A 24,229-nucleotide genomic window follows, 5' to 3' on the forward strand; every position below is an offset into this window, starting at 1 on the left:
TTTCCTCGGTTGCCGGTCCCAGTGTACTTGGGCTCCTTGTGGGGGTTCGGGGTGATGGATGGCTGGTCGTTGTTTGAGAACTGCACAGTGGACGCGAGCATCTGTGGCCAAGTTTTTAAGGGCGCACGGTGGATGCCTTGGCACCAGGAACCGATGAAGGACGTGGGAGGCCGCGATAGTCCCCGGGGAGTCGTCAACCAGGCTTTGATCCGGGGGTTTCCGAATGGGGAAACCCGGCAGTCGTCATGGGCTGTCACCCGCTGCTGAACACATAGGCAGTGTGGAGGGAACGAGGGGAAGTGAAACATCTCAGTACCCTCAGGAAGAGAAAACAACCGTGATTCCGGGAGTAGTGGCGAGCGAAACTGGATGAGGCTAAACCGTATGCGTGTGAGACCCGGCAGGGGTTGCGTATACGGGGTTGTGGGAGTGAGCTTCAGTCGTCTGCCGGCGGCTGGGTGAGTCAGAAACCGTTGCGGTAGGCGAAGGGCATGCGAAAGGCCCGGCGTAGAGGGTAAGACCCCCGTAGCTGAAATCGTGACGGCTTGCTTGTTCATTTCCCAAGTAGCACGGGGCCCGAGAAATCCCGTGTGAATCTGGCGGGACCACCCGCTAAGCCTAAATATTCCCTGGTGACCGATAGCGGATAGTACCGTGAGGGAATGGTGAAAAGTACCCCGGGAGGGGAGTGAAATAGTACCTGAAACCGTGTGCCTACAAGCCGTGGGAGCGTCGGAAGCACTTTGGTGTTTCTCGTGACTGCGTGCCTTTTGAAGAATGAGCCTGCGAGTTTGCGGTGTGTTGCGAGGTTAACCCGTGTGGGGAAGCCGTAGCGAAAGCGAGTCCGAATAGGGCGGTGGAGTAGCACGCTCAAGACCCGAAGCGGAGTGATCTAGCCATGGGCAGGTTGAAGCGGAGGTAAGACTTCGTGGAGGACCGAACCCACCAGGGTTGAAAACCTGGGGGATGACCTGTGGTTAGGGGTGAAAGGCCAATCAAACTCCGTGATAGCTGGTTCTCCCCGAAATGCATTTAGGTGCAGCGTCGTGTGTTTCTTGCCGGAGGTAGAGCACTGGATAGGCGATGGGCCCTACCGGGTTACTGACCTTAGCCAAACTCCGAATGCCGGTAAGTGAGAGCGCGGCAGTGAGACTGTGGGGGATAAGCTCCATGGTCGAGAGGGAAACAGCCCAGAGCATCGACTAAGGCCCCTAAGCGTACGCTAAGTGGGAAAGGATGTGGAGTCGCAGAGACAACCAGGAGGTTGGCTTAGAAGCAGCCACCCTTGAAAGAGTGCGTAATAGCTCACTGGTCTAGTGATTCCGCGCCGACAATGTAGCGGGGCTCAAGCGTACCGCCGAAGTCGTGTCATTGCAGTATGTACTCCTAACGGAGGCTGTGATGGGTAGGGGAGCGTCGTCTGCCGGGTGAAGCGGCACTGGAAGGTAGTCGTGGACGGTTGACGAGTGAGAATGCAGGCATGAGTAGCGATACAAACGTGAGAAACGTTTGCGCCGATTGACTAAGGGTTCCTGGGTCAAGCTGATCTGCCCAGGGTAAGTCGGGACCTAAGGCGAGGCCGACAGGCGTAGTCGATGGATAACCGGTTGATATTCCGGTACCCGCTGTGAAGCGAAAAACATTGAATCCAGTGATGCTAAGCCCGTGAAACCGCCCGTTGTCGGCTTTGCCGTCAGGGGGAGTGGTGGAGCCGGTGATCCGAGCTGGTAGTAGGTGAGTGATGGGGTGACGCAGGAAGGTAGTCCATCCCGGGCGGTGGTTGTCCCGGGGTAAGGGTGTAGGCCGTGAGGTAGGTAAATCCGCCTTGCATGTGGTTGAGACCTGATGCCGAGCCGATTGTGGCGAAGTGGATGATCCTATGCTGTCGAGAAAAGCCTCTAGCGAGTTTTATGGCGGCCCGTACCCTAAACCGACTCAGGTGGTCAGGTAGAGAATACCGAGGCGTTCGGGTGAACTATGGTTAAGGAACTCGGCAAAATGCCCCCGTAACTTCGGGAGAAGGGGGGCCATTTCTGGTGAGGGGATTTACTTCCTGAGCTGGGGGTGGCCGCAGAGACCAGCGAGAAGCGACTGTTTACTAAAAACACAGGTCCGTGCGAAGCCGTAAGGCGATGTATACGGACTGACGCCTGCCCGGTGCTGGAACGTTAAGGGGACCGGTTAGCTCACTTTCGGGTGGGCGAAGCTGAGAACTTAAGCGCCAGTAAACGGCGGTGGTAACTATAACCATCCTAAGGTAGCGAAATTCCTTGTCGGGTAAGTTCCGACCTGCACGAATGGCGTAACGACTTCTCGACTGTCTCAACCATAGGCCCGGTGAAATTGCACTACGAGTAAAGATGCTCGTTTCGCGCAGCAGGACGGAAAGACCCCGGGACCTTTACTACAGTTTGATATTGGTGTTCGGTTCGGCTTGTGTAGGATAGCTGGGAGACTTTGAAGCGGGCACGCCAGTGTTTGTGGAGTCGTCGTTGAAATACCAGTCTGGTCGTGCTGGATGTCTAACCTGGGTCCGTGATCCGGATCAGGGACAGTGTCTGATGGGTAGTTTAACTGGGGCGGTTGCCTCCTAAAGAGTAACGGAGGCGCCCAAAGGTTCCCTCAGCCTGGTTGGCAATCAGGTGTTGAGTGTAAGTGCACAAGGGAGCTTGACTGTGAGACCGACGGGTCGAGCAGGGACGAAAGTCGGGACTAGTGATCCGGCGGTGGCTTGTGGAAGCGCCGTCGCTCAACGGATAAAAGGTACCCCGGGGATAACAGGCTGATCTTCCCCAAGAGTCCATATCGACGGGATGGTTTGGCACCTCGATGTCGGCTCGTCGCATCCTGGGGCTGGAGTCGGTCCCAAGGGTTGGGCTGTTCGCCCATTAAAGCGGTACGCGAGCTGGGTTTAGAACGTCGTGAGACAGTTCGGTCCCTATCCGCTGTGCGCGTAGGAGTCTTGAGAAGGGCTGTCCCTAGTACGAGAGGACCGGGACGGACGAACCTCTGGTGTGCCAGTTGTTCTGCCAAGGGCATGGCTGGTTGGCTACGTTCGGGAGGGATAACCGCTGAAAGCATCTAAGCGGGAAGCCTGCTTCGAGATGAGGACTCCCACCCACTTGATGGGGTAAGGCTCCCAGTAGACGACTGGGTTGATAGGCCAGATATGGAAGCCGGGTAACCGGTGGAGTTGACTGGTACTAATAGGCCGAGGGCTTGTCCATTGATGCTCGCGTCCACTGTGTTGGTTCTGAAACCACGAACAGCCTTCGGTTGTTGATTGTTTCATAGTGTTTCGGTGGTCATAGCGTGAGGGAAACGCCCGGTTACATTTCGAACCCGGAAGCTAAGCCTCACAGCGCCGATGGTACTGCAGGGGGGACCCTGTGGGAGAGTAGGACACCGCCGAACAATTATTCAAAGGTCGGATCCTGAACTTCAGTTCAGGATCCGACCTTTTTTTGTTTTGCGTAACGTGTCGTTCACGTTGCGCGCCGACCATCCAGCACATGGGAACTGCTGCAATGCTCAGGGCTGCGGGCATCGGAGTGGGTGACGAGATCGTCGTGCCGGCCTTCGGGAACGTCGAGGTCGCCGAAGCCGCGACCCTGGTCGGCGCGCTCCCGTTGTTCGCGGACATAGATCCGGTCACCTACTGTCTCGACGCAGAGGCGGTCGAAGTGGCCATAACCCCGCGAACGACCGCGATCGTCGTAGTACACCGCTTCGGACGGCGGGCCGCCATCGGTCGGTTGCGCGCCCTCGGGCAGCGACACGGACTGCTGGTGCTGGAGCAGGGCGACTCCGAGGCGCCGTGCGACGAGACAGCGCAGCGCAGGGAACGGGCCGGTTACCTCGATGCGAGGCTCAAAGGCGTTCGGACGCCGGACGGCGGGGACGGACACACCTATCAGCAGTACGTCGTACGGGTGCCAGGGAACGGCCGGCCCGACCGGGACGCCTTCGCCCGAGCCGTGCGGGCCAGGGGGGTGGACTGCCGCGTGCCCGTGAAGACGCCCGTGCACCGGCTGCCGGAATTCCGTCGGTGTGTGTCACTGCCGCAGACCGAGCTGGCCGCCGACGAGACACTCGCGCTGCCCGTGGACGCCTCACTCACCAAGCGGGAGATGCAGCGCGTCGTGTCCGCCTGCAACGCCCTCGGTGGACTGCTCCAGCCCGCCTTCTGAACGGTCGTCGCACGAATTTGGGAACTCGGGCCTGGTCAGGGTACGATCTTTTTGTTGCCGCGGGGGAACCACCCCAAAGGCGACAGGCCCCTATAGCTCAGTCGGTAGAGCGTCTCCATGGTAAGGAGAAGGTCAACGGTTCGATTCCGTTTGGGGGCTCCATGTGAAAGACCCCACCCATCTGGGTGGGGTCTTTCACATGTCTTCTCTGCTGGCTCCGCCGTCTCAGGCCTCGTTGTGGACTTCCGGAACTCGCATCGCCAGGATTGCCATATCGTCCGACGGTGCGTCCGAGGCAAAGCGTTCAACCGCGCGCATGATGCGTGCCGCGACCGCGCCCGCGGTCAGCCCCGTGCAGGTGGTGAGGACGTCGGCGAGACCGTCGTCGCCCAACATGCGTGTCCCCTCGCGGCGTTCGGTCACACCGTCCGTGACACAGAGGAGAACGTCACCGGGATCGAGGGTGAGCCTCTCCTCGTACAGGTCCAGTTCCTCGATGACGCCGAGCAGCGGTTGGGGTTCGGCCGCCGCAACCACCGTACCGTCCTGGCGCAGGCGCAGCGGCAGCGGATGGCCGGCGCAGACCACCTTCAGTTCTGCGCTGCCGTCCTCCTGCGGGCGCAGCTCGCCGTACAAGAGCGTCAAGAAGCGGCTGCGGTCGCCCTCGTCGAGAATGGCGGAGTTCAGGCGCTCCAGGACCGCCGGGCCGGACAGCCCCTCGCGGGCCAGGAGACGTAGTGCGTGCCGAGCGAGGCCGGTGACCGCCGCCGCATTGGGACCCGTACCGCAGACGTCGCCGATGGCGAAGCCGTACGCGCCGTCCCCGATGGGGAAGACGTCGTAGAAGTCACCACCGACTTCGTTGCCCTCGCCGGCCGCGCGGTAGATGACCTCGACCTCGACACCGTCGATGTGGGGCGTATCGGGCGGGAGCAGACTGCGCTGGAGGGCCTGGCTGATGGCCGTGCGTTCCGAGTACAGGCGGGCGTTATCCAGGGCGAGGGCGGCCCGGCGGCTCAGGTCCTCCGCAAGCTCCAGGATTTCCTGGCGGAAGTGTTCGTCAGTGGGCTTGCCGAGCGTCAGCATGCCGATGACGCGGTTTCGGGCCACGAGCGGCAGCACGACCGTCTCGCCGCCGACCGCGCCGGCCGTCGCGAGCGTGGGGCCGATCCCCGAGGCGATCTGTGACGTGGGACCGCCGGCCAGACCGAGGCTACGCATCGACGTACGCAGAGCGGCTTGGTGAGCGACCTCGCCGGGGGCGGTCCACACGCGCGCGCCGGGAGTCAGCACCGGATCTGGCGGGGGAATCTTCGAGAGCAACGACTTGATTCCGTCGATGAGTTCCTCGTCCTCGTGCAAGACGTAGGAGAGGTACGGCTCGGAGGCCTGGTCGGCGATCGTGTAGACCGCACACCAGGTGGCCAGGGTCGGGACCGTCATCTGAGCCATGAGGGCCAGGGTCTGGTCGCGGTCGAGGGTGCCGGCCAACAGGTCGGAGGCCTCGACCAGGAAGCTCAGGGAGCCGCGGCGCAGCCGCTCCAGCTCGCCGAGGCGGGCGGACTCGACGGCCAGGGCGATCCGGTCGGCGGCGAACTGCAGGCGCAGCGCCTCCTCGTTGGAATATCTGCCGGGCGCCTCGGCCGCGACACCGAGGGAGCCGGTGAGGCGGCCCTCGACCTTGAGCGGGACCGTGATGACCGAACGCATGCCGGTGCCGGACAGGAGCGACACGGCGCCGGGAACAGCCGTCAGATCGTCGTGGACGGCCGGCATACGCGCCGAGCCGTAGCGGCCGGGGCCGGCTTCGACGGGGACGCGGGCGAAGCGCTGGCGGGCGGACGGCAGGCCGGTGGAGGCGCGGACCTCCAGCTCCGTCTCGTCATCGGTGGCGAGTAGCAGGAACGCCGAGTCGCCGTCGAGCATGTCGCGGGCGCGCTCCACCGTGCGCTGCAACAGGCTGTCAAGGTCGTCCGGGGCGGGGGAACCGATGAACAGCTCGAAGGGGTCGGCGCTCTGCCCGTCGGCCGACGGATTCTGGTCCGTGGCCGGGACACGCAAGGGAGTCTGCAGGACGGCGCGTTCGTGGTCCCGTACCAGGAGGCAGACGGTGGAGGGCTCGCCGCCGGTGTCGCGGACTCTGAGGTGGGAGGCGTAGACCCGGGTGACCCGGCCGTCGGCGCCACGGATGCCGTAGGTGCCCTCCCAGCGTGAGAGTCGTAGCGCATCGGCGATGCCGGTGCTGGTGCCCGGGGTGTGGGGCCAGGCGGCGAGTTCGGTGAGGGGCCTGCCGATGACCCGGTCCGCCGGATAACCGAAGAGTTCCTGGGCGTCTTCGTTCCAGGAGCTGAGGGCGCCCTTCCGGTCAATCTGGAGGACCGCGACGCGGACCCTGCCGTCGGTGAGCGGGAGGAGGTCGGCGGGCAGGAACGGGCCGGCGGCCCGGGTACCGACCGGACGCTCGGGCGGGTGGAGCTGGAACCAGACGTTCTTGTGGGTGGGCGTGTAGTCCACACCCCAGCGGGTGGCCAGGGCCGCGCACAGCTGCAGACCGCGACCGCCTTCGCGGTCCGGGCTGCCCACGACGGTGACGGCGGAGGTCTGAAGGGGGACCTCGCGTTCCGGATACCGGTCGGAGACCTCGATGCGCACGCCGTTCTCGACACGCAGACAGAGCACCTCGGCGTGCGTGCCCGCATGGACGACCGCGTTGGTCACCAGCTCGCTGGTGAGGACGACCGCGTCGTCGACGATGTCGGCGAAGCCCCAGCCCTGGAGCGTGTCGCGGACGAAGGACCGGGCGGTCGCGACCGATCGCCCGACGGGCTCGAATCTGGCGGCCGCGCGCGCGGTGATCACAGAACTCCTCGGCCGGTGGTCTACGTGCAGGGCTGGATGGCCGGCCGGCTCGTGTCGCTGCTGCGGCACCACCTTGCCCGGCTCTTGTGGCTCCGGGGGCTGTCCCCCCGGGATCAGTCCGGTGGTCATGGTCTGCGGCTGCCCCTCCGATGCCCGCTCGTTCTCGTGCCACCGCCCAGGCCGGTCGGACCGGTGCGGCTGGACAGCCGGATGCAAGGTTACTTACCTTCGCGGTCCGAGCGGTTGCCGGTTCCCGGTGTTTACGCCCCCAGGGTGTGCGGACGATGTGCGAAGCTGCCGAACTGTTATGGCCTGGTTCGGCCAGGGTGAAACACTGGGCAAGCTTCTGATGAAGGTCGGGTCGTGCCGCGTGTGTGCCGCATACGGCGGGCAGCAACCCTTGGTGTGGCCGGATCTCGTCTGGCTGTAATACGCAGCACTGAACGGTACGCAGAGGTAAGCGGTATGCCGATGACGGCACGCCGGGTCCGAAGCGGCCGAGTACAGCAGTAACGGTCTACCCCTCCGGGAGGGACACAGTGGAGTCTGGCGCGGCGACGCGGGGCACGAAGACGCGCGCGAAGGGCGGACGGTCCCTGGGCAGGAGTGGCGGTACCACGGAAGTGGACACGGCTGCCCTGAACCGGCTGCTGACGGCTCTGGTGGCGATGCGGGACGGGAACTTCCGCAAGCGCCTCACGGTGTCCGGGGACGGCGTGATGTCGGAGATCGCGGCCGTCTTCAACGAGGTAGCTGACCGGAATCTGCACCTCACCGGTGAGCTGTCGCGGGTCCGGCGCATGGTGGGACGTGAGGGAAAACTCACGGAACGGCTGGAAACAGGAGCGTGCGAGGGGTCCTGGGCGACCGCCATCGACAACTCCAACGCGCTGGTGGATGATCTCGTCTGGCCCGTCTCGGAGGTCAGCCGCGTACTCACGGCCGTCGCCGAAGGCGACCTGTCGCCGCGGATGGAACTGCGGACTCAGGCGCCCGACGGCGCCACGGGGCATCCGCTGCGCGGTGAGTTCCTGAAGGTGGGACGGACCGTCAACAACCTGGTCGACCAGTTGTCGACGTTCACGGACGAGGTCACGCGGGTGGCCAGTGAGGTCGGCACCGAGGGCAAGCTCGGCGGCCAGGCACGGGTGCGCGGTATGTCGGGTTCGTGGAAGGACCTGACCGAGTCGGTCAACACCATGGCGTACCGGCTGACGGCGCAGGTGCGGGACATCGCGCTGGTGACCACGGCCGTCGCCAAGGGCGACCTGTCGCGCAAGGTGACCGTCCATGTCGCCGGCGAGATGTTGGAGCTGAAGAACACCGTCAACACGATGGTGGACCAGCTGTCGTCCTTCTCCTCGGAGGTCACCAGGGTGGCCCGGGAGGTGGGTACCGAGGGCATCCTGGGCGGACAGGCGCAGGTGCCCGGGGTGGACGGGGTGTGGAAAGAGTTGACGGATTCCGTCAACACGATGGCGGGCAATCTGACCGCCCAGGTGAGGGGTATCTCACAGGTCACGACCGCTGTCGCCAACGGTGACCTGTCGCGCAAGGTGACGGTTCCGGCGCGGGGTGAGGTGGCACAGCTCGCCGAGACGATCAACCAGATGACCGAGACGCTGCGGATCTTCGCGGACGAGGTCACCCGGGTGGCGAACGAGGTCGGTGCGGAGGGCCGGCTCGGCGGGCAGGCGAACGTACCGGGTGCAGCGGGTACCTGGAAGGACCTGACGGACTCCGTCAACACGGTCTTCCGGAACCTGACCACGCAGGTGCGCGACATCGCCGCCGTGACGACCGCCGTGGCCAGTGGTGATCTGTCCCAGAAGGTCACCGTGGACGTGGCCGGCGAGATGTTGGAGCTGAAGAACACCGTCAACGGCATGGTGGACCAGCTGTCGGCGTTCGGTGCCGAGGTGACGCGGGTCGCGCGGGAGATCGGTGTCGAGGGTGAGCTGGGTGGCCAGGCACAGGTGCCGGGTGCGGCGGGCACCTGGAAGGACCTGACGGACTCCGTCAACACCGCGTTCCGCAACTTGACCGGTCAGGTGCGCAACATCGCCCAGGTGACCACCGCGGTGGCCAACGGTGACCTGTCCCAGAAGGTCACCGTCGACGTCTCCGGCGAGATGCTGCAGTTGAAGAACACCGTGAACCGGATGGTGGACCAGCTGTCCTTGTTCGCCGACCAGGTCACGCGGATGGCGCGGGACGTGGGTACGGAGGGCCGGCTGGGCGGTCAGGCCCGGGTGGACGGTGTCTCCGGTACGTGGAAGGAGTTGACGGACTCCGTCAACTTCATGGCGGGCAACCTGACCTCGCAGGTGCGGCAGATCGCCCAGGTGACCACGGCCGTCGCGCGCGGCGACCTCTCTCAGAAGATCGACGTCGACGCGCGCGGCGAGATCCTTGAGCTGAAGAACACGATCAACACCATGGTCGACCAGCTGTCCGCCTTCGCCGACCAGGTGACCCGGGTCGCCCGGGACGTGGGCACCGAGGGCCGGCTCGGTGGCCAGGCACAGGTGCCGGGTGTCGCCGGGGTGTGGCGGGACCTGACGGACTCCGTCAACGGTATGGCCGGCAACCTCACCGCCCAGGTGCGCAACATCGCCCAGGTCGCCACTGCGGTGGCCCGCGGCGACCTCTCCCAGAAGATCACCGTGGACGCACGCGGGGAGATCCTTGAGCTGAAGAACACCCTGAACACGATGGTGGACCAGCTGTCGTCGTTCGCCCAGGAGGTCACGCGGGTGGCCCGCGAGGTGGGCACGGAGGGCATCCTCGGGGGTCAGGCGGAGGTCCAGGGGGTGGCCGGCACCTGGAAGGACCTCACGCAGTCCGTGAACTTCATGGCCAACAACCTGACCGGTCAGGTGCGCAACATCGCCGAGGTCACGACGGCGGTCGCGAAGGGCGACCTGTCCAAGAAGATCACCGTTGATGCGAAGGGCGAGATCCTTGAGCTCGTCACCACCGTCAACACCATGGTGGATCAGCTGTCCAGCTTCGCCGAGCAGGTGACCCGGGTGGCCCGCGAGGTGGGCACCGAGGGCATCCTGGGCGGCCAGGCGCACGTACCGGGCGTCACCGGCATCTGGAAGGACCTCAGCAACAACGTCAACCTGATGGCCAACAACCTGACCATGCAGGTGCGGAACATCTCCCAGGTGGCTGCCGCCGTCGCGAACGGCGACCTGACGCGGCAGGTGACCATCGAGGCGCGCGGTGAGGTCGCGCAGCTCGCCGACACCATCAACACGATGGTGAAGACGCTGAGTTCGTTCGCCGACCAGGTCACCAAGGTGGCCCGTGAGGTGGGCACGGACGGCATTCTGGGCGGGCAGGCACACGTACCGGGCGTGGCCGGCACCTGGAAGGACCTCACCGAGTCCGTGAACCAGATGGCGTCCAACCTGACCGGTCAGGTGCGCAACATCGCCATGGTCACCACGGCCATCGCCAAGGGTGACCTGACCAAGAAGATCGACATCGACGCGCGCGGCGAGATCCTTGAGCTGAAGACGACGATCAACACGATGGTCGACCAGCTGTCCAGTTTCGCCGAGGAGGTCACCCGGGTGGCCCGCGAGGTGGGCACCGAGGGGCAACTCGGCGGTCAGGCGCGGGTGCGTGACGTGGACGGCACCTGGCGGGACCTCACCGAGTCGGTGAACGAGATGGCCGGGAACCTGACCCGCCAGGTGCGTGCCATCGCTCGGGTGGCGACCGCGGTGACCCGCGGTGACCTGAACCTGAAGATCGACGTGGACGCGTCCGGGGAGATCCAGGAACTGCAGGACTACATCAACAAGATGATTGCCAACCTGCGCGACACCACGATCGCCAACAAGGAGCAGGACTGGCTCAAGGGCAACCTGGCCCGCATCTCCGCGCTCATGCAGGGTCGCAGGGACCTGGAGGACGTCGCCTCGCTGATCATGAGCGAACTGACACCGGTGGTGTCCGCGCAGCACGGCGCGTTCTTCCTCGCGATGCCGCTCGTGGACAAGGACGCGGCGGACGGCGAGGAGAACTACGAGCTGCGGATGCAGGGCTCGTACGGCTACTCGATGGGCTCCATGCCGACGTCGTTCCGGCCCGGTGAGGCGCTGGTCGGCACCGCCGCCGAAGAGAAGCGGACGATTCTGGTCGAGAACGCGCCCAGCGGCTATTTGAAGATCTCCTCCGGACTCGGTGAGGCGCCGCCCGCGCAGGTGATCGTGTTGCCCGTACTGTTCGAGGGCAAGGTCCTCGGCGTGATCGAGCTGGCGTCATTCACTCCCTTCACGCAGATCCAGAAGGACTTCCTCAACCAGATCGCCGAGATGATCGCGACCAGCGTCAACACCATCTCGGTCAACACCAAGACCGAGCAGTTGCTAAAGCAGTCGCAGGAGCTGACCGAGCAACTGCGCGAGCGGTCGGCCGAGTTGGAGAACCGGCAGAAGGCGCTGCAGGCGTCCAACGCGGAACTGGAGGAGAAGGCGGAACTGCTGGCCCGGCAGAACCGCGACATCGAGGTGAAGAACACCGAGATCGAGGAGGCGCGGCAGGTACTGGAGGAGCGCGCCGAGCAGCTCGCGGTGTCGATGCGCTACAAGAGCGAGTTCCTCGCGAACATGTCGCACGAGCTGCGTACGCCGCTCAACTCGCTGCTGATCCTGGCCAAACTGCTCGCCGACAACGCCGAGGGCAACCTCTCCCCGAAGCAGGTGGAGTTCGCCGAGACCATCCACGGCGCTGGCTCCGACCTGCTCCAGCTGATCAACGATATCCTCGACCTGTCGAAGGTCGAGGCGGGCAAGATGGACGTCTCCCCGACGCGTATCGCGCTGGTCCAGCTCGTGGACTATGTGGAGGCCACCTTCCGTCCGCTGACTGCGGAGAAGGGGCTGGACCTGTCCGTACGAGTCTCTCCGGAGCTGCCCGCGACCCTGCACACGGACGAGCAGCGGCTGCTGCAGGTGCTGCGCAACCTGCTGTCGAACGCGGTGAAGTTCACCGACTCCGGGTCCGTGGAGCTGGTGATCCGGCCGACCGGTGCGAGTGTGCCGCAGTCGATCCGGGAGCAGTTGCTGGAGACAGGTTCCCTGACTGATCCGGACGGTGAGCTGATCGCATTCTCGGTGACCGACACCGGCATCGGCATCGCGGCCAGCAAGATGCGGGTGATCTTCGAGGCCTTCAAACAGGCCGACGGGACGACCAGCCGCAAGTACGGCGGCACTGGCCTCGGCCTGTCGATCTCGCGCGAGATCGCGCAGCTGCTCGGCGGTGAGATCCACGCGCAGAGCGAACCGGGCCGCGGTTCGACCTTCACGCTCTACCTGCCGCTGCATCCGAGCGAGCTGCCGCCGCAGGGCTACCAGCAGTCCGTCACCGCGCTGGAGGCCGGCGAGCTGCTCGCCTCGGAAGCGGCCTCGGAACTGTCCGTCGTGGAGATCGAGACCCCCGCCGAGGTGAAGTCCTACCGCGAGACGCAGAACGGTCCCGCGGCCCTCTTCCGGCGCCGCCGTCGGAGTCTGCCGCAGGGCGAGCAGCGGTCCGAGCCGTGGGCAGCGGTCCCCGAGCAGGAGAGCCCGCCCCAGTCCGCGCGGGCAGTGCGGTTCGGCGGTCAGAAGGTGCTGATCGTCGACGACGACATCCGCAACGTGTTCGCACTCACCAGTGTCCTGGAGCAGCACGGACTGTCGGTGCTGTACGCCGAGAACGGCCGCGAGGGCATCGAGGTGCTGGAGCAGCACGAGGATGTGGCAGTCGTGCTGATGGACATCATGATGCCCGAGATGGACGGGTACGCGACCACTACCGCGATCCGCAGGATGCCGCAGTTCGCCGGGCTGCCGATCATCGCGCTGACCGCGAAGGCGATGAAGGGTGACCGGGAGAAGGCGATCGGGTCCGGCGCTTCCGACTACGTCACCAAGCCGGTCGATCCCGACCACCTACTGGCCGTGATGCAGCAGTGGATGGGTGCGAAGTGACCACTCCGGATGAAATGGGTGCAGTGCCTGGAGTGCGTGTGGCGGCCGGCCGGACATGAACACCGAGAGAACCCCGGGCGTGTCCGCGGTGCTGCCGGACCGGGAGGGAGCGAAGGGGCGGGAATCCCGGATTCCGGGAACCATCGGGGCTCCCGCCGCGTTCTTGGTACGTGCACAGTGACATCGCGGTGACAGGGTGTGGCGACAGGCGGGGTGCGGCTACGATGACCGGCACAAGGACGGGCGGCGAAAGGGAGTCGTCCCCTGGGGCGGCGCCCGGTGTACCGCCGGGGCGAGGAGGGCGGGCCATGGTGCAGAAGGCCAAGATCCTCCTGGTCGATGACCGGCCGGAGAATCTGCTGGCGCTGGAGGCCATCCTCTCTGCGCTCGATCAGACGCTGGTGCGGGCATCGTCCGGGGAGGAAGCGCTCAAAGCACTGCTCACGGACGACTTCGCAGTCATTCTGCTGGACGTCCAGATGCCGGGCATGGACGGGTTCGAGACCGCGGCGCACATCAAGCGGCGCGAGCGGACCCGGGACATCCCGATCATTTTCCTCACGGCGATCAATCACGGCCCGCACCACACCTTCCGGGGCTATGCGGCGGGCGCGGTCGACTACATCTCCAAGCCGTTTGACCCGTGGGTACTGCGTGCCAAGGTCTCGGTGTTCGTCGAGCTGTACATGAAGAACTGTCAGCTGCGTGAGCAGGCTGCGCTGCTCCGGCTGCAGTTGGAGGGCGGTAGCAGGGGCGCGGCTGACGGAAAGGATTCCGCCGGGCTGCTCGCCGAACTGTCCGCGCGGCTCGCGGCCGTCGAGGAACAGGCCGAGGCGTTGTCCAAGCAACTGGACGATGACTCCGCCGATGCGGCCGCGGTGGCCACGGCCGCCCATCTGGAGCGCAAACTCACCGGGTTGCGTCGCGCGCTCGACGCTCTGGAGCCGGGTACAGGTGCCGACGGCACCTCGGTTCCGGCACAGAACTGACGTACGGCCGTGGTGGGGTTGTCCATGAGCATGGGTCAGTTCCAGGCCACGGCCGAGGCGACACGAACGGGTGACGCTGTGGGCACACGTGTCCGCCGTGGTCTCCCCCGGTAATCTCACACCCATGGCCTCACGTCCCTCCGCAGCCAAGAAGCAGCCCGTGAAGAAGACGGCTGCTCCCGCGAAGGCTCCGGCGAGGAAGGCCGCCGCGAAGAAGGCACCTGCCAAGAAGGTCACGGCGAAGAAGGCCACGGCGAAGAAGGGTGCGCCGCCCAAGCCGGCGCCCAGTCCCACAGGGGGCGTGTACCGGCTCGTGCGCGCCCTCTGGCTCGGCCTCGCGCATGCCACCGGGGCCGTGTTCCGCGGCATAGGACAGGGTGCGAAGAACCTCGACCCGGCCCACCGCAAGGACGGCGTGGCACTGCTGCTGTTCGGTGTTGCGCTGATCGTCGCCGCCGGTACCTGGGCTGACCTGAAGGGTCCCGTCGGCGACCTGGTGGAGATTCTCGTCACCGGGGCCTTCGGCCGACTCGACCTACTGGTGCCGATACTGCTCGCGGTGATCGCCGTGCGACTCATCCGGCACCCGGAACGGCCGGAGGCCAACGGTCGGATCGTGATCGGCCTGTCCGCGCTCGTCGTCGGCGTGCTGGGCCAGGTCCACATCGCCTGTGGCTCGCCTGCCCGCAGTGGTGGCATGCAAGCCATAAGGGACGCCGGCGGCCTCATCGGCTGGGCAGCGGCCACTCCGCTGACCTACACCATGACCGACGTGCTCGCCGTGCCGCTGCTGGTTCTGCTGACGATCTTCGGGCTGCTGGTGGTGACCGCGACCCCGGTCAACGCCATTCCGCAACGGACGCGCATGCTCGGCGTGCGCTTGGGTGTGCTGCACGGCCACGAGGCAGCGGAACTCACCGAGGACGACGAACGCTACGACGAGCAGTGGCGCGAGGCGCTGCCGGCGCGCTCCCGTAGACGCGTGAACGCCCGTCAGCCGTACGACCCCGACGGTGCGGAGGAAGCGGCACTCTCGCAGCGTCGGGGCCGTCCCCGGCGTTCCGCGGTGCCCCAGCCGGATCCGCAGCGGCAGATGGATGCCGTGGACGTTGCCGCGGCGGCCGCCGCCGCGCTCGATGGTGCCGTCCTGCACGGCATGCCGCCGTCCGCGCTCGTCGCCGATCTCACCCAGGGTGTGGGTGTGGGGGAGCGCGAGGACACCACACCGGTGCCCGGGCCCGTGCCCGTCCCTGTGGCCCCCACGGCCCCGCCGGTGCCGTCCGCCCGCCCCAAGCAGGGGAAGCTGAAGGCGGGGGTCGTTCCCGACCTCACCAAGAAGGCTCCGGAGGAGCCCCGCGACCTGCCCCCGCGTGCGGAGCAACTCCAGCTGTCCGGAGACGTCACCTACGCCTTGCCGTCGTTGGACCTCCTCACCCGCGGCGGCCCGGGCAAGGCGCGCAGTGCCGCCAACGACGCGGTCGTCGCCTCGCTCACCCAGGTCTTCACCGAGTTCAAGGTCGACGCCAGCGTCACGGGCTTCACCCGCGGCCCGACGGTCACCCGCTACGAAGTCGAACTCGGTCCTGCCGTGAAGGTCGAGCGGATCACCGCGCTCACCAAGAACATCGCGTACGCGGTCGCTAGTCCGGACGTGCGGATCATCAGCCCCATCCCCGGCAAGTCCGCCGTCGGCATCGAGATCCCGAACACCGACCGGGAGATGGTCAACCTCGGCGACGTGTTGCGTCTGGCGGAGTCCGCCGAGGACGACGACCCGATGCTGGTGGCCTTCGGCAAGGACGTCGAGGGCGGGTACGTGATGCACTCGCTTGCGAAGATGCCGCACATGCTCGTCGCCGGTGCCACTGGTTCGGGCAAGTCTTCCTGCATCAACTGCCTGATCACCTCGATCATGATGCGGTCGTCCCCGGAGGACGTCCGGATGATCCTGGTGGATCCCAAGAGGGTCGAGCTGACCGCGTACGAGGGCATCCCGCACCTGATCACGCCGATCATCACCAACCCCAAGCGGGCCGCCGAGGCGCTGCAGTGGGTGGTGCGCGAGATGGACCTCAGGTACGACGACCTGGCCGCCTACGGGTACCGGCACATCGACGACTTCAACCAGGCCGTCCGTGAGGGCAAGGTCAAACCGCCCGAGGGCAGCGAGCGGGAGCTGCAGCCGTACCCCTACCTGTTGGTGATCGTGGACGAGCTGGCCGATCTGATGATGGTCGCCCCGCGTGATGTGGAGGACGCGATCGTGCGCATCACCCAGCTCGCGCGCGCCGCCGGCATCCACCTGGTGCTCGCCACCCAGCGTCCGTCGGTGGACGTGGTCACGGGTCTGATCAAGGCCAATGTGCCCTCCCGGCTGGCCTTCGCCACCTCCTCGCTCGCCGACTCCCGGGTCATCCTCGACCAGCCAGGAGCGGAGAAGCTGATCGGCAAGGGCGACGGCCTGTTCCTGCCGATGGGCGCCAACAAGCCGACGCGTATGCAGGGCGCCTTCGTCACCGAGGCCGAGGTCGCGGCCGTCGTGCGGCACTGCAAGGACCAGATGGCGCCCATCTTCCGGGACGACGTCACCGTGGGCACCAAGCAGAAGAAGGAGATCGACGAGGACATCGGAGACGACCTCGACTTGCTGTGCCAGGCGGCCGAACTCGTCGTCTCCACCCAGTTCGGGTCGACGTCCATGCTGCAGCGCAAGTTGCGTGTCGGCTTCGCCAAGGCAGGTCGGCTCATGGACCTCATGGAGTCCCGCAGCATCGTGGGCCCCAGTGAGGGTTCCAAGGCGCGCGATGTGTTGGTCAAACCGGATGAGCTGGACGGTGTGCTCGCGGTGATTCGCGGGGAATCCGACGCGTAGGGCGAAGGAGTAGGGCGCAGGGCGCCCGCCGGAAACGGGTCAGGTCGGGTGGCGGGACCGGCGGAGATGGGCTAGGCCGTGGGACGGGACCATCGTGATCCACCCGTTAGAGATCGGTGGGCAACCGTTTCCCTTCGCCGCACGTCCAGTTGAGCGAGAGGACAGGTGGGCCTCCGATCCAGGAGGGTCTGCCCGTCTAGCCCTTGGGATGCCCGGCCATTCCGATGGCGTACAAAGTCCCACCGCCCGGTTGCCCCACTCTTTCGTACCCCCCCTAGACTGAGCTTCCAGCACAGGTGGCTACACGCTCGAAAGGCGCCCCCGTGTCCATCGGCAACTCCCCTGAAGACGAGCGTCCGTTCCCAGACGAGTCCCAGGAAGCCCGACCCTCCGTGGGCCGCGCCCTGCAGCAGGCGCGGATCTCGGCCGGGCTCACCGTGGGCGACGTCAGTAGCGCCACTCGTGTCCGTATCGGCATCGTGCACGCCATCGAGGCGGACGACTTCGCCCCTTGTGGCGGAGACGTCTACGCCCGCGGGCACATCCGCACGCTGGCCAGGGCCGTGCATCTTGCCCCCGAGCCACTGATCGCGCAGTTCGACGCCGAACACGGCGGCCGTCCCGCGCCCACCCCGGCCGCACCCCTGTTCGAGGCGGAGCGGATCCGCCCCGAGCGGCGCGGCCCGAACTGGACCGCGGCGATGGTCGCCGCGATCGTCGTCGTGATCGGCTTCGTCGGCTTCACCGCGTTCAAGAGCGGTGACGGCGGTGACGGAAAGTCGTCGGTCGCCAAGGGCGCCACGCCCGCCGCCAGCAAGACGGCCTCGCCCGAGCCGAAGAAGGCCAAGCCCACCCTGTCGACCGGGGAACCCACCGACAGCGCCATCGCCGCAGCGCCCCAGGACAAGGTGACCGTCCGGGTCAGCGCGGCGAACGGGCGTAGCTGGATCTCGGCCAAGGACCACAACGGCCGGATGCTCTTCGACGGGCTACTGAAGAAGGGTGAGTCCAAGACCTTCCAGGACAGTTCCAAGATCAACCTGATCCTCGGTGACGCGGGTGCCATCCAGCTCTACGTCAACGGCAAGAAGATCCAGGATGACTTCCAGCCGGGCGCGGTCGAGCGCCTGACGTATACCAAGGGTGACCCCGAGGTCGGATGAGGGGCCCCGCGGAACGCGGGCACGACGGGGTTCGCCAAGATCGGCCAACCCCGTCGACATGGGCCGTCGGTGAGACAAAGTAGTCTTGAGCTCATGCCTGAACGCCGTACCGTCGCACTGGTCACTCTCGGCTGCGCCCGTAACGAGGTGGACTCCGAGGAGCTCGCAGGCCGTTTGGAGGCGGACGGCTGGCAACTTGTCGAGGACGCCGCGGACGCCGACGTCGCCGTGGTCAACACGTGTGGCTTCGTCGAAGCCGCGAAGAAGGACTCCGTCGACGCCCTGCTGGAGGCCAACGACCTCAAGGATCATGGCAGAACCCAGGCCGTCGTGGCGGTGGGCTGCATGGCCGAGCGGTACGGCAAGGAACTGGCCGAGGCGCTGCCCGAGGCCGACGGCGTGCTCGGATTCGACGACTACACCGACATCTCCGACCGCCTGCAGACCATCCTGTCCGGTGGCATCCATGCCTCCCACACGCCGCGCGACCGCCGCAAACTGCTCCCGGTCAGCCCGGTCGAGCGGCAGGAATCGGCTGCCTCCATCGCGCTGCCCGGTCATGGCCCCGCCGACCTGCCGGAGGGGGTGGCCCCGGCCTCCGGCCCACGTGCGCCCCTGCGCCGGCGGCTGGACGGTTCCCCGGTCGCCTCGGTCAAGCTTGCCTCCGGCTGTGACCGGCGCTGCTCCTTCTGCGCCATCCCGACTTTCCGGGGCTCCTTCATCTCCCGTCGCCCCGGCGACGTTCTGGGCGAGACCCGCTGGCTGGCCGAGCAGGGCGTGAAGGAGATCATGCTGGTCTCCGAGAACAACACCTCCTACGGCAAGGACCTGGGCGACATCCGCCTGCTGGAGTCGCTGCTGCCGGATCTGGCCGGCGTCGACGGTATCGAGCGGGTGCGGGTGAGCTATCTGCAGCCGGCCGAGATGCGTCCGGGACTGATCGACGTACTCACCTCCACCCCGAAGATCGCCCCCTACTTCGACCTCTCCTTCCAGCACTCCGCGCCCGGTGTGCTGCGCGCCATGCGCCGGTTCGGCGACACCGACCGCTTCCTGGAACTGCTCGACACGATCCGGAGCAAGGCCCCCGAGGCCGGCGTGCGCTCCAACTTCATCGTCGGCTTCCCCGGTGAGAGCGAGTCCGATGTGGCCGAACTGGAGCGCTTCCTGAACGGTGCCCGGATGGATGCCATCGGCGTCTTCGGCTACTCCGACGAGGAGGGCACGGAAGCGGCGACCTACGACGGCAAACTGGACGAGGATGTCATCGCCGAGCGTCTGGCGCGTGTGTCCCGGCTCGCCGAAGAACTGGTCTCACAGCGGGCCGAGGAGCGCGTTGGCGAGACCGTGCAGGTCCTGGTGGAGTCCGTCGACGAGCAGGAGGGCGTGTACGGCCGTGCTGCCCACCAGGCCCCCGAGACGGACGGGCAGGTGCTGCTCACCAGCGGCGCAGGCCTGAGCGCCGGACGCATGGTCGAGGCGAAGGTGGTCGGTACGGAAGGCGTCGACCTGGTGGCCGAGCCACTGACCGGCTCGCTCGCGTGTAGTGAGGAGGCCGGCAGATGACCGGAGTCCCGGCATCCGCCGCGGGCGGATCCTCCGGCGCGCAGGGCCCTCGGGGCTCCGCTGCCGCTGCCGACGCTGCTGCTCCCGAGGCCTCCCTTTCCGCTTCAGGTCCTGCCGGTCCGGTTTCCGGGTCCGCCCCGGCTCCCCCCGCGGGTCCCGAGGACGGTGGCCGGCCCGCGCGCGGCGGGAAGATCGCGGCTGCGGCCGTCAACCAGGCCAGTCTCTGGAACGTCGCCAATCTGCTGACCATGCTCAGGCTGGTCCTGGTACCCGGTTTCGTGGCGTTGATGCTGGCGGGCGGAGGTGACGACCCGGCCTGGCGTTCGCTGGCCTGGGCGGCCTTCGCCATTGCCATGATCACCGACCTGTTCGACGGGCACCTGGCGCGCACCTACAACCTGGTCACCGACTTCGGGAAGATCGCCGACCCCATCGCCGACAAGGCGATCATGGGGGCGGCGCTCATCTGTCTGTCCATCCTCGGTGATCTGCCCTGGTGGGTGACGATCGTGATCCTCGGCCGGGAACTCGGCGTGACCCTGCTGCGGTTTCTGGTCATTCGCTACGGCGTGATCCCTGCCAGCCGGGGGGGCAAGCTCAAGACGCTCACCCAAGGGGTGGCCGTCGGGATGTATGTTCTGGCGCTGACGGGTTGGCTGGCCAGCTTGAGGTTCTGGGTGATGGCCGCGGCAGTGCTCCTCACCGTCGCCACCGGTCTCGACTACGTAAGACAAGCCATTGTGCTGCGCCGGCGGGGAATCGCCGAGCGCGCGGCGGTGTCGGAGGGTAAAGAAGCGTGACAGCACAGGCCACCGAGCTGGTGCGACTACTGACTGTGAGGGGAGAGACCCTCGCCGTCGCCGAGTCGCTCACAGGTGGTCTGGTAGCGGCGCAGATCACCGCCGTGCCCGGAGCGTCCAAGGTGTTCCGGGGCTCGGTCACCGCCTATGCCACCGATCTGAAGCATGAGCTGCTGGGCGTGGACGCCCCCTTGCTGGCGCAGCGCGGTGCGGTGGATCCGCAGGTTGCGGCCCAGATGGCGGCCGGGGTGCGGAAGACCCTCGGGGCCGATTGGGGTATCGCGACCACCGGAGTCGCCGGTCCCGATCCGCAGGACGGACAGCCGGTGGGGACGGTGTTCGTGGCCGTCGATGGGCCGCCCACCAGGCGTCCCGGTTCCGCCGGTGGCGGAAAAGTCGAGGCCCTGCGGTTGAACGGCGGCCGTGCGGAAATCCGTATGGAGAGTGTACGGAGCGTGCTCGCGGTGCTCCTGGAGCAACTTGCGGGCGAACAGTCTGGAAATGGGCAGGCACAGGATACGGAACGGAACGGGGGGTTTTGATGTTTGCAGCCCTGAGTGAACACGACATCGCTCCCCGCACGGCCGCAGCGCGAGGCGGTACGGTGGGGCGTGAAGGATGCGGCTATGCGGTCCGAGGAGGGAGCCACCGATGATTCTGCTCCGTCGCCTGCTTGGTGACGTGCTGCGTCGGCAGCGCCAACGCCAGGGCCGTACTCTGCGCGAAGTCTCCTCATCCGCCCGAGTCTCACTCGGCTATCTCTCCGAGGTGGAGCGGGGGCAGAAGGAGGCTTCCTCCGAACTGCTCTCCGCCATTTGCGACGCGCTGGACGTACGGATGTCGGAACTCATGCGAGAAGTGAGTGACGAGCTTGCGCTCGCCGAACTGGCCCAGTCCGCCGCGGCCGCCGAGCCCGTGCCCGCGCCGGTCCGCCCGATGCTGGGCTCCGTTTCGGTGACGGGTGTGCCACCGGAACGGGTGACCATCAAGGCACCCGCGGAGGCAGTGGACGTGGTCGCCGCGTAGGTTCGCGCACGCGGCTCAGCGACCTGAGACCAGTCGAGCCCCGGTCGCTTCCCGATAGACGTGGGAAGCGACCGGGGTTTTCGTCTCGCCGACCACTCGTACATCGTGTCCTCTTTGTGGGATGTGCTCTTTGTGCACGTTTGCCGGGACCGCGAGGTGCGGTCATGGTGGAGGGACGTGACGCACACCAGTACCTGGAGGAAGCGGATGTATGTGGTGAAGAGCCCGCTGGCCGATGCGGATCTGAAAGCCGTGTCCGAGGCGCTGCAGGGGGCCCTCGTCGACTTGGTGGACCTCTCACTGGTCGCCAAACAGATCCATTGGAATGTCGTCGGCCCTCGCTTCCGCTCCATCCACCTCCAGCTCGACGAGGTGGTCGACTCCGCCCGCACTCACTCGGACACGGTGGCCGAGCGGGCCTCTGCACTGGGTGTCCCGCCTGACGGGCGCGCCTCCTCGGTGGCCTCCGGCAGCGGCATCGGCGCTACTCCGGCCGGCTGGATCAAGGACACGGACGCGGTCGGGGCCATGGTTGACGCCCTCGGCGCGGTGATCACCCGGATGCGGGAACGGGTGGGCAGTACCGGGGAGGCGGACCCGGTGTCCCAGGACATCCTCATCGGGATCACGGCGGACCTGGAGAAGCACCACTGGATGTTCCAGGCGGAGCACGCGTAGCCGGTCCGGCCATCGGTGAGGTGAGGTGAGGTGAGGTGCGGTGCCGGGCATCGGTCCGGCGTTGCATCCATGAGCCCTGGATGCGCCTCCCGCGGGGGACGGGCGACGGTCTAGCGTCCGGCAGGAGGTGGTGGCGGGCATGGTGGCGCGGATGGTGCGCCGGGGTGTCGCCCTGGGGCTGGGGATGGTGTGGTGGTGGGCCGTGCTACGGCTGGCTCTGGGGGAGGGAAGGGGTGCCCTGGAAGGGGCCGTCACCGTCGGAGGGTGGAGTCTGAGCCTACTTCCGGTGCACTGTGTGCCCAGGGCGCGCGCGCCCGGTGCCCTGCGGAGCGGGCGCTGGAGGGCTGCGTGGTGCACCGCGGCCACTACCAGGGCATCGCCACGCCCCCGTTCGGGCGAAGTATCTGACCCGTCATGAATTCGGCTGCATCCGACGCCAGATACAGCACCGCGTGCGCGACATCGTCCGGCTCCCCGACCCGGCCCAGCGCGGCCGAACGGGCCATCGCGGCCTCGGTGGGAGCCTGCGCCTCGCGGTCGTGACGTTCGGTCATGGGTGTGCGGACCCAGCCCGGGGCGATCGCGTTGACCCGGATGCCGTGCCGACCGACCTCGGTGGCCAGTGTCTTGGTCAACTGCACCACGGCGGCCTTCGCCGCGCCGTAGCAGAGAAGTCCGGCACCGCCCGTGTCGATCGCGCCCGAGGCCATGGTGACGATGCTGCCCCGGGTCTTGTGGGCGAGCATCAGCCGGGCCGCCTCCTGGCAGGCGTACAGCACGCCCTTGAAATTGACGTTCAGCACCCGGTCGAGCTCCTCTTCCCGGGTTTCCAGAACCGGGCTGCTGTGCATGATCCCGGCGATCGCTGCCAGCACGTCCAGGCGGCCGCAGGACCGGACGGCCGCACCGAGCCGAGGCCGGTCGGTGACGTCGAGGACATGGACACGAGCCGTGCCACCGCGTTCCCTGACCAGCGTGGCCGTGTAGTGGAGGCCGTCTGCGTCCCGGTCGGCACAGTGCACCGTCGCGCCTGCCTCGGCGAGCAGGACGGCCGAGGCCCGGCCGATACCGCCGGCGGCTCCGGTGATGAACGCGGTGCGTCCGGTGAGGTCGTACGCCGAGAGGGGCATGAACGGACCGTACGAGCCTTTCTGACGGTCCGTCAATCAGTGGGATCGGTCCGTTGGCTCGGGCCGCCGCCCAGGGGCTGGCGCACGGCGGCTGCCGGAACGGCGATCAATCGGCGCGGCGAGGACGGCGGGAGCGATACTCCGGCCGTCGCGTGGGTGCTCCCGGCGTGGGCGAGGGACCCGCCTGGCAGGTGGGGCACCAGTAGGTGGGACGTTCCTGGGAGCCGTTACCCTGGCCGGCCACGCGGACGGGGGTGCCGCAGCGCAGACAGGGGCGGAGTGCGCGGCCGTAGACGAAAAGATCGTGCAGATGCAGGTCAGTGGTCTGCCGCACCGGGCGGTCGCGGTTCACCTCCAGGAGCCTCTTGGCCAGGGCGGGCAGTTTTTCGGCACGGTCGACGGGGAGTGCACCGACTGGCAGCCATGGGGTCACCCCGAGCAGGAAGCACAGCTCGCTCTTGTAGACGTTGCCGATGCCGGCGAGATTGCGCTGGTCGAGCAGGGCTTCGCCGAGCGGGCGTACAGGGTCCGAGAGGAGGTTGGTCAGGGCGCGACCGGGATCCCAGTCCGGGCCGAGCAGGTCGGGACCGAGGTGGCCCACTACTCGCTGCTCCTCGGCCGTACGCAGCAGTTCCAGCACCTGCAGGCGGTAGCCGACGGCAGTGTGGTCGGCGGTGCCGAGGACGGCACGGACCTGGTGCGCCGGTCCGCCCCGCCAGCGTTCACCAGTGCCGTATACCTTCCACGCCCCCTCCATGCGCAGGTGCGTATGGAGGGTCAAGCCTCCCTCGAACCGGGTGAGCAGGTGTTTCCCCCGTGGGCTCGTGCCGAGCACGATGCGGCCGGTGAGATCGACCGTCGCGTACTTCGCCACCCGGAAGTCGCTGCGGATCAGGGCCTGGCCCGCAAGGGCCTGGTGCAGCCGCTTCGCGGCCTGCCAGACCGTGTCACCTTCGGGCATGCGTC

General features: G+C 66.7%; 13 protein-coding genes, 1 tRNA gene and 2 rRNA genes. 13 read left to right on the forward strand and 3 right to left on the reverse strand.

The annotated features are described in order from the left end of the window. Positions 1 to 105: 105 nt before the first annotated feature. The 4 genes from LK06_RS24935 (at position 106) to LK06_RS24950 (ending at position 4,352) form a co-directional block, all read left to right on the forward strand. Positions 106 to 3,227: ribosomal RNA gene (locus LK06_RS24935) — 23S ribosomal RNA — on the forward strand. Positions 3,228 to 3,297: 70 nt separating this feature from the next. Beyond that, positions 3,298 to 3,414: ribosomal RNA gene (rrf, locus tag LK06_RS24940) — 5S ribosomal RNA — on the forward strand. A 113-nt stretch (positions 3,415 to 3,527) separates the two neighbouring features. Beyond that, a complete protein-coding gene (locus tag LK06_RS24945; protein ID WP_039654952.1) occupies positions 3,528 to 4,190 on the forward strand; it encodes a DegT/DnrJ/EryC1/StrS family aminotransferase in 663 nt (220 codons plus the stop codon). Between the two features lie 86 nt (positions 4,191 to 4,276). Further along, positions 4,277 to 4,352 (forward strand) — tRNA-Thr (locus LK06_RS24950). A 63-nt stretch (positions 4,353 to 4,415) separates the two neighbouring features. Here LK06_RS24950 and LK06_RS24955 read toward each other — a convergent pair. Then, the gene (locus tag LK06_RS24955; RefSeq protein ID WP_039654951.1) at positions 4,416 to 7,178 is read right to left on the reverse strand and encodes a SpoIIE family protein phosphatase; all 2,763 of its coding nucleotides are present in this window, start codon (positions 7,176 to 7,178) and stop codon (positions 4,416 to 4,418) included. Between the two features lie 410 nt (positions 7,179 to 7,588). On the opposite strand from LK06_RS24955, the gene LK06_RS24965 reads away from it, so the two are divergent. From LK06_RS24965 to LK06_RS25005, 9 genes are all read left to right on the forward strand, one after another. After that, entirely contained in the window at positions 7,589 to 13,039 is a 5,451-nt protein-coding gene (locus tag LK06_RS24965) for a HAMP domain-containing protein (protein WP_086083497.1), read from the forward strand. 308 nt (positions 13,040 to 13,347) lie between these two features. Further along, the gene (locus tag LK06_RS24970; RefSeq protein WP_039654949.1) at positions 13,348 to 14,028 is read left to right on the forward strand and encodes a response regulator; all 681 of its coding nucleotides are present in this window, start codon (positions 13,348 to 13,350) and stop codon (positions 14,026 to 14,028) included. 124 nt (positions 14,029 to 14,152) lie between these two features. After that, positions 14,153 to 16,900 carry a DNA translocase FtsK gene (locus LK06_RS24975; protein WP_174673934.1) on the forward strand — a complete coding sequence of 916 codons (2,748 nt, stop codon included), beginning with the start codon at positions 14,153 to 14,155 and terminating at the stop codon, positions 16,898 to 16,900. 323 nt (positions 16,901 to 17,223) lie between these two features. Next, complete coding sequence (locus tag LK06_RS24980) at positions 17,224 to 18,063, forward strand: helix-turn-helix domain-containing protein (protein ID WP_039654948.1); 840 nt, start codon at positions 17,224 to 17,226, stop codon at positions 18,061 to 18,063. Between the two features lie 93 nt (positions 18,064 to 18,156). Then, entirely contained in the window at positions 18,157 to 19,629 is a 1,473-nt protein-coding gene (gene rimO, locus LK06_RS24985) for a 30S ribosomal protein S12 methylthiotransferase RimO (protein WP_071659090.1), read from the forward strand. Next, entirely contained in the window at positions 19,626 to 20,429 is an 804-nt protein-coding gene (gene pgsA / locus LK06_RS24990) for a CDP-diacylglycerol--glycerol-3-phosphate 3-phosphatidyltransferase (RefSeq protein WP_039654947.1), read from the forward strand. The genes rimO and pgsA overlap by 4 nt, the downstream gene beginning before the upstream one ends. After that, a complete protein-coding gene (locus tag LK06_RS24995; protein ID WP_039654946.1) occupies positions 20,426 to 20,971 on the forward strand; it encodes a CinA family protein in 546 nt (181 codons plus the stop codon). Before pgsA ends, LK06_RS24995 begins: the two co-directional genes overlap by 4 nt. Positions 20,972 to 21,080: 109 nt before the next feature. Beyond that, entirely contained in the window at positions 21,081 to 21,455 is a 375-nt protein-coding gene (locus LK06_RS25000) for a helix-turn-helix domain-containing protein (RefSeq protein ID WP_039654945.1), read from the forward strand. 207 nt (positions 21,456 to 21,662) lie between these two features. Next, positions 21,663 to 22,133: a Dps family protein gene (locus LK06_RS25005; protein ID WP_039654944.1), complete on the forward strand. Its 471-nt coding sequence runs from the start codon at positions 21,663 to 21,665 to the stop codon at positions 22,131 to 22,133. A gap of 365 nt (positions 22,134 to 22,498) precedes the next feature. On the opposite strand, the gene LK06_RS25015 is transcribed toward LK06_RS25005, so the two are convergent. Next, positions 22,499 to 23,263: an SDR family NAD(P)-dependent oxidoreductase gene (locus tag LK06_RS25015; RefSeq protein WP_043435769.1), complete on the reverse strand. Its 765-nt coding sequence runs from the start codon at positions 23,261 to 23,263 to the stop codon at positions 22,499 to 22,501. Between the two features lie 106 nt (positions 23,264 to 23,369). After that, on the reverse strand, positions 23,370 to 24,224 hold the full coding sequence (locus LK06_RS25020; protein WP_039654943.1) for a DNA-formamidopyrimidine glycosylase family protein: 855 nt from the start codon (positions 24,222 to 24,224) through the stop codon (positions 23,370 to 23,372). Between the last annotated feature and the right edge of the window lie 5 nt (positions 24,225 to 24,229).

Source organism: Streptomyces pluripotens (assembly GCF_000802245.2).
Lineage (GTDB): Bacteria > Actinomycetota > Actinomycetes > Streptomycetales > Streptomycetaceae > Streptomyces > Streptomyces pluripotens.

What these genes read in the sequence shown, in the direction of transcription:
- LK06_RS24945 (WP_039654952.1), top strand. Translation starts at nt 3,528, where the DNA reads ATGCTCAGGGCTGCGGGCATCGGAGTGGGTGACGAGATCGTCGTGCCG.
- LK06_RS24955 (WP_039654951.1), bottom strand. Translation starts at nt 7,178, where the DNA reads ATGACCACCGGACTGATCCCGGGGGGACAGCCCCCGGAGCCACAAGAG.
- LK06_RS24970 (WP_039654949.1), top strand. Translation starts at nt 13,348, where the DNA reads ATGGTGCAGAAGGCCAAGATCCTCCTGGTCGATGACCGGCCGGAGAAT.
- LK06_RS24975 (WP_174673934.1), top strand. Translation starts at nt 14,153, where the DNA reads ATGGCCTCACGTCCCTCCGCAGCCAAGAAGCAGCCCGTGAAGAAGACG.
- rimO (WP_071659090.1), top strand. Translation starts at nt 18,157, where the DNA reads ATGCCTGAACGCCGTACCGTCGCACTGGTCACTCTCGGCTGCGCCCGT.
- pgsA (WP_039654947.1), top strand. Translation starts at nt 19,626, where the DNA reads ATGACCGGAGTCCCGGCATCCGCCGCGGGCGGATCCTCCGGCGCGCAG.
- LK06_RS25000 (WP_039654945.1), top strand. Translation starts at nt 21,081, where the DNA reads ATGATTCTGCTCCGTCGCCTGCTTGGTGACGTGCTGCGTCGGCAGCGC.
- LK06_RS25005 (WP_039654944.1), top strand. Translation starts at nt 21,663, where the DNA reads ATGTATGTGGTGAAGAGCCCGCTGGCCGATGCGGATCTGAAAGCCGTG.
- LK06_RS25015 (WP_043435769.1), bottom strand. Translation starts at nt 23,263, where the DNA reads ATGCCCCTCTCGGCGTACGACCTCACCGGACGCACCGCGTTCATCACC.
- LK06_RS25020 (WP_039654943.1), bottom strand. Translation starts at nt 24,224, where the DNA reads ATGCCCGAAGGTGACACGGTCTGGCAGGCCGCGAAGCGGCTGCACCAG.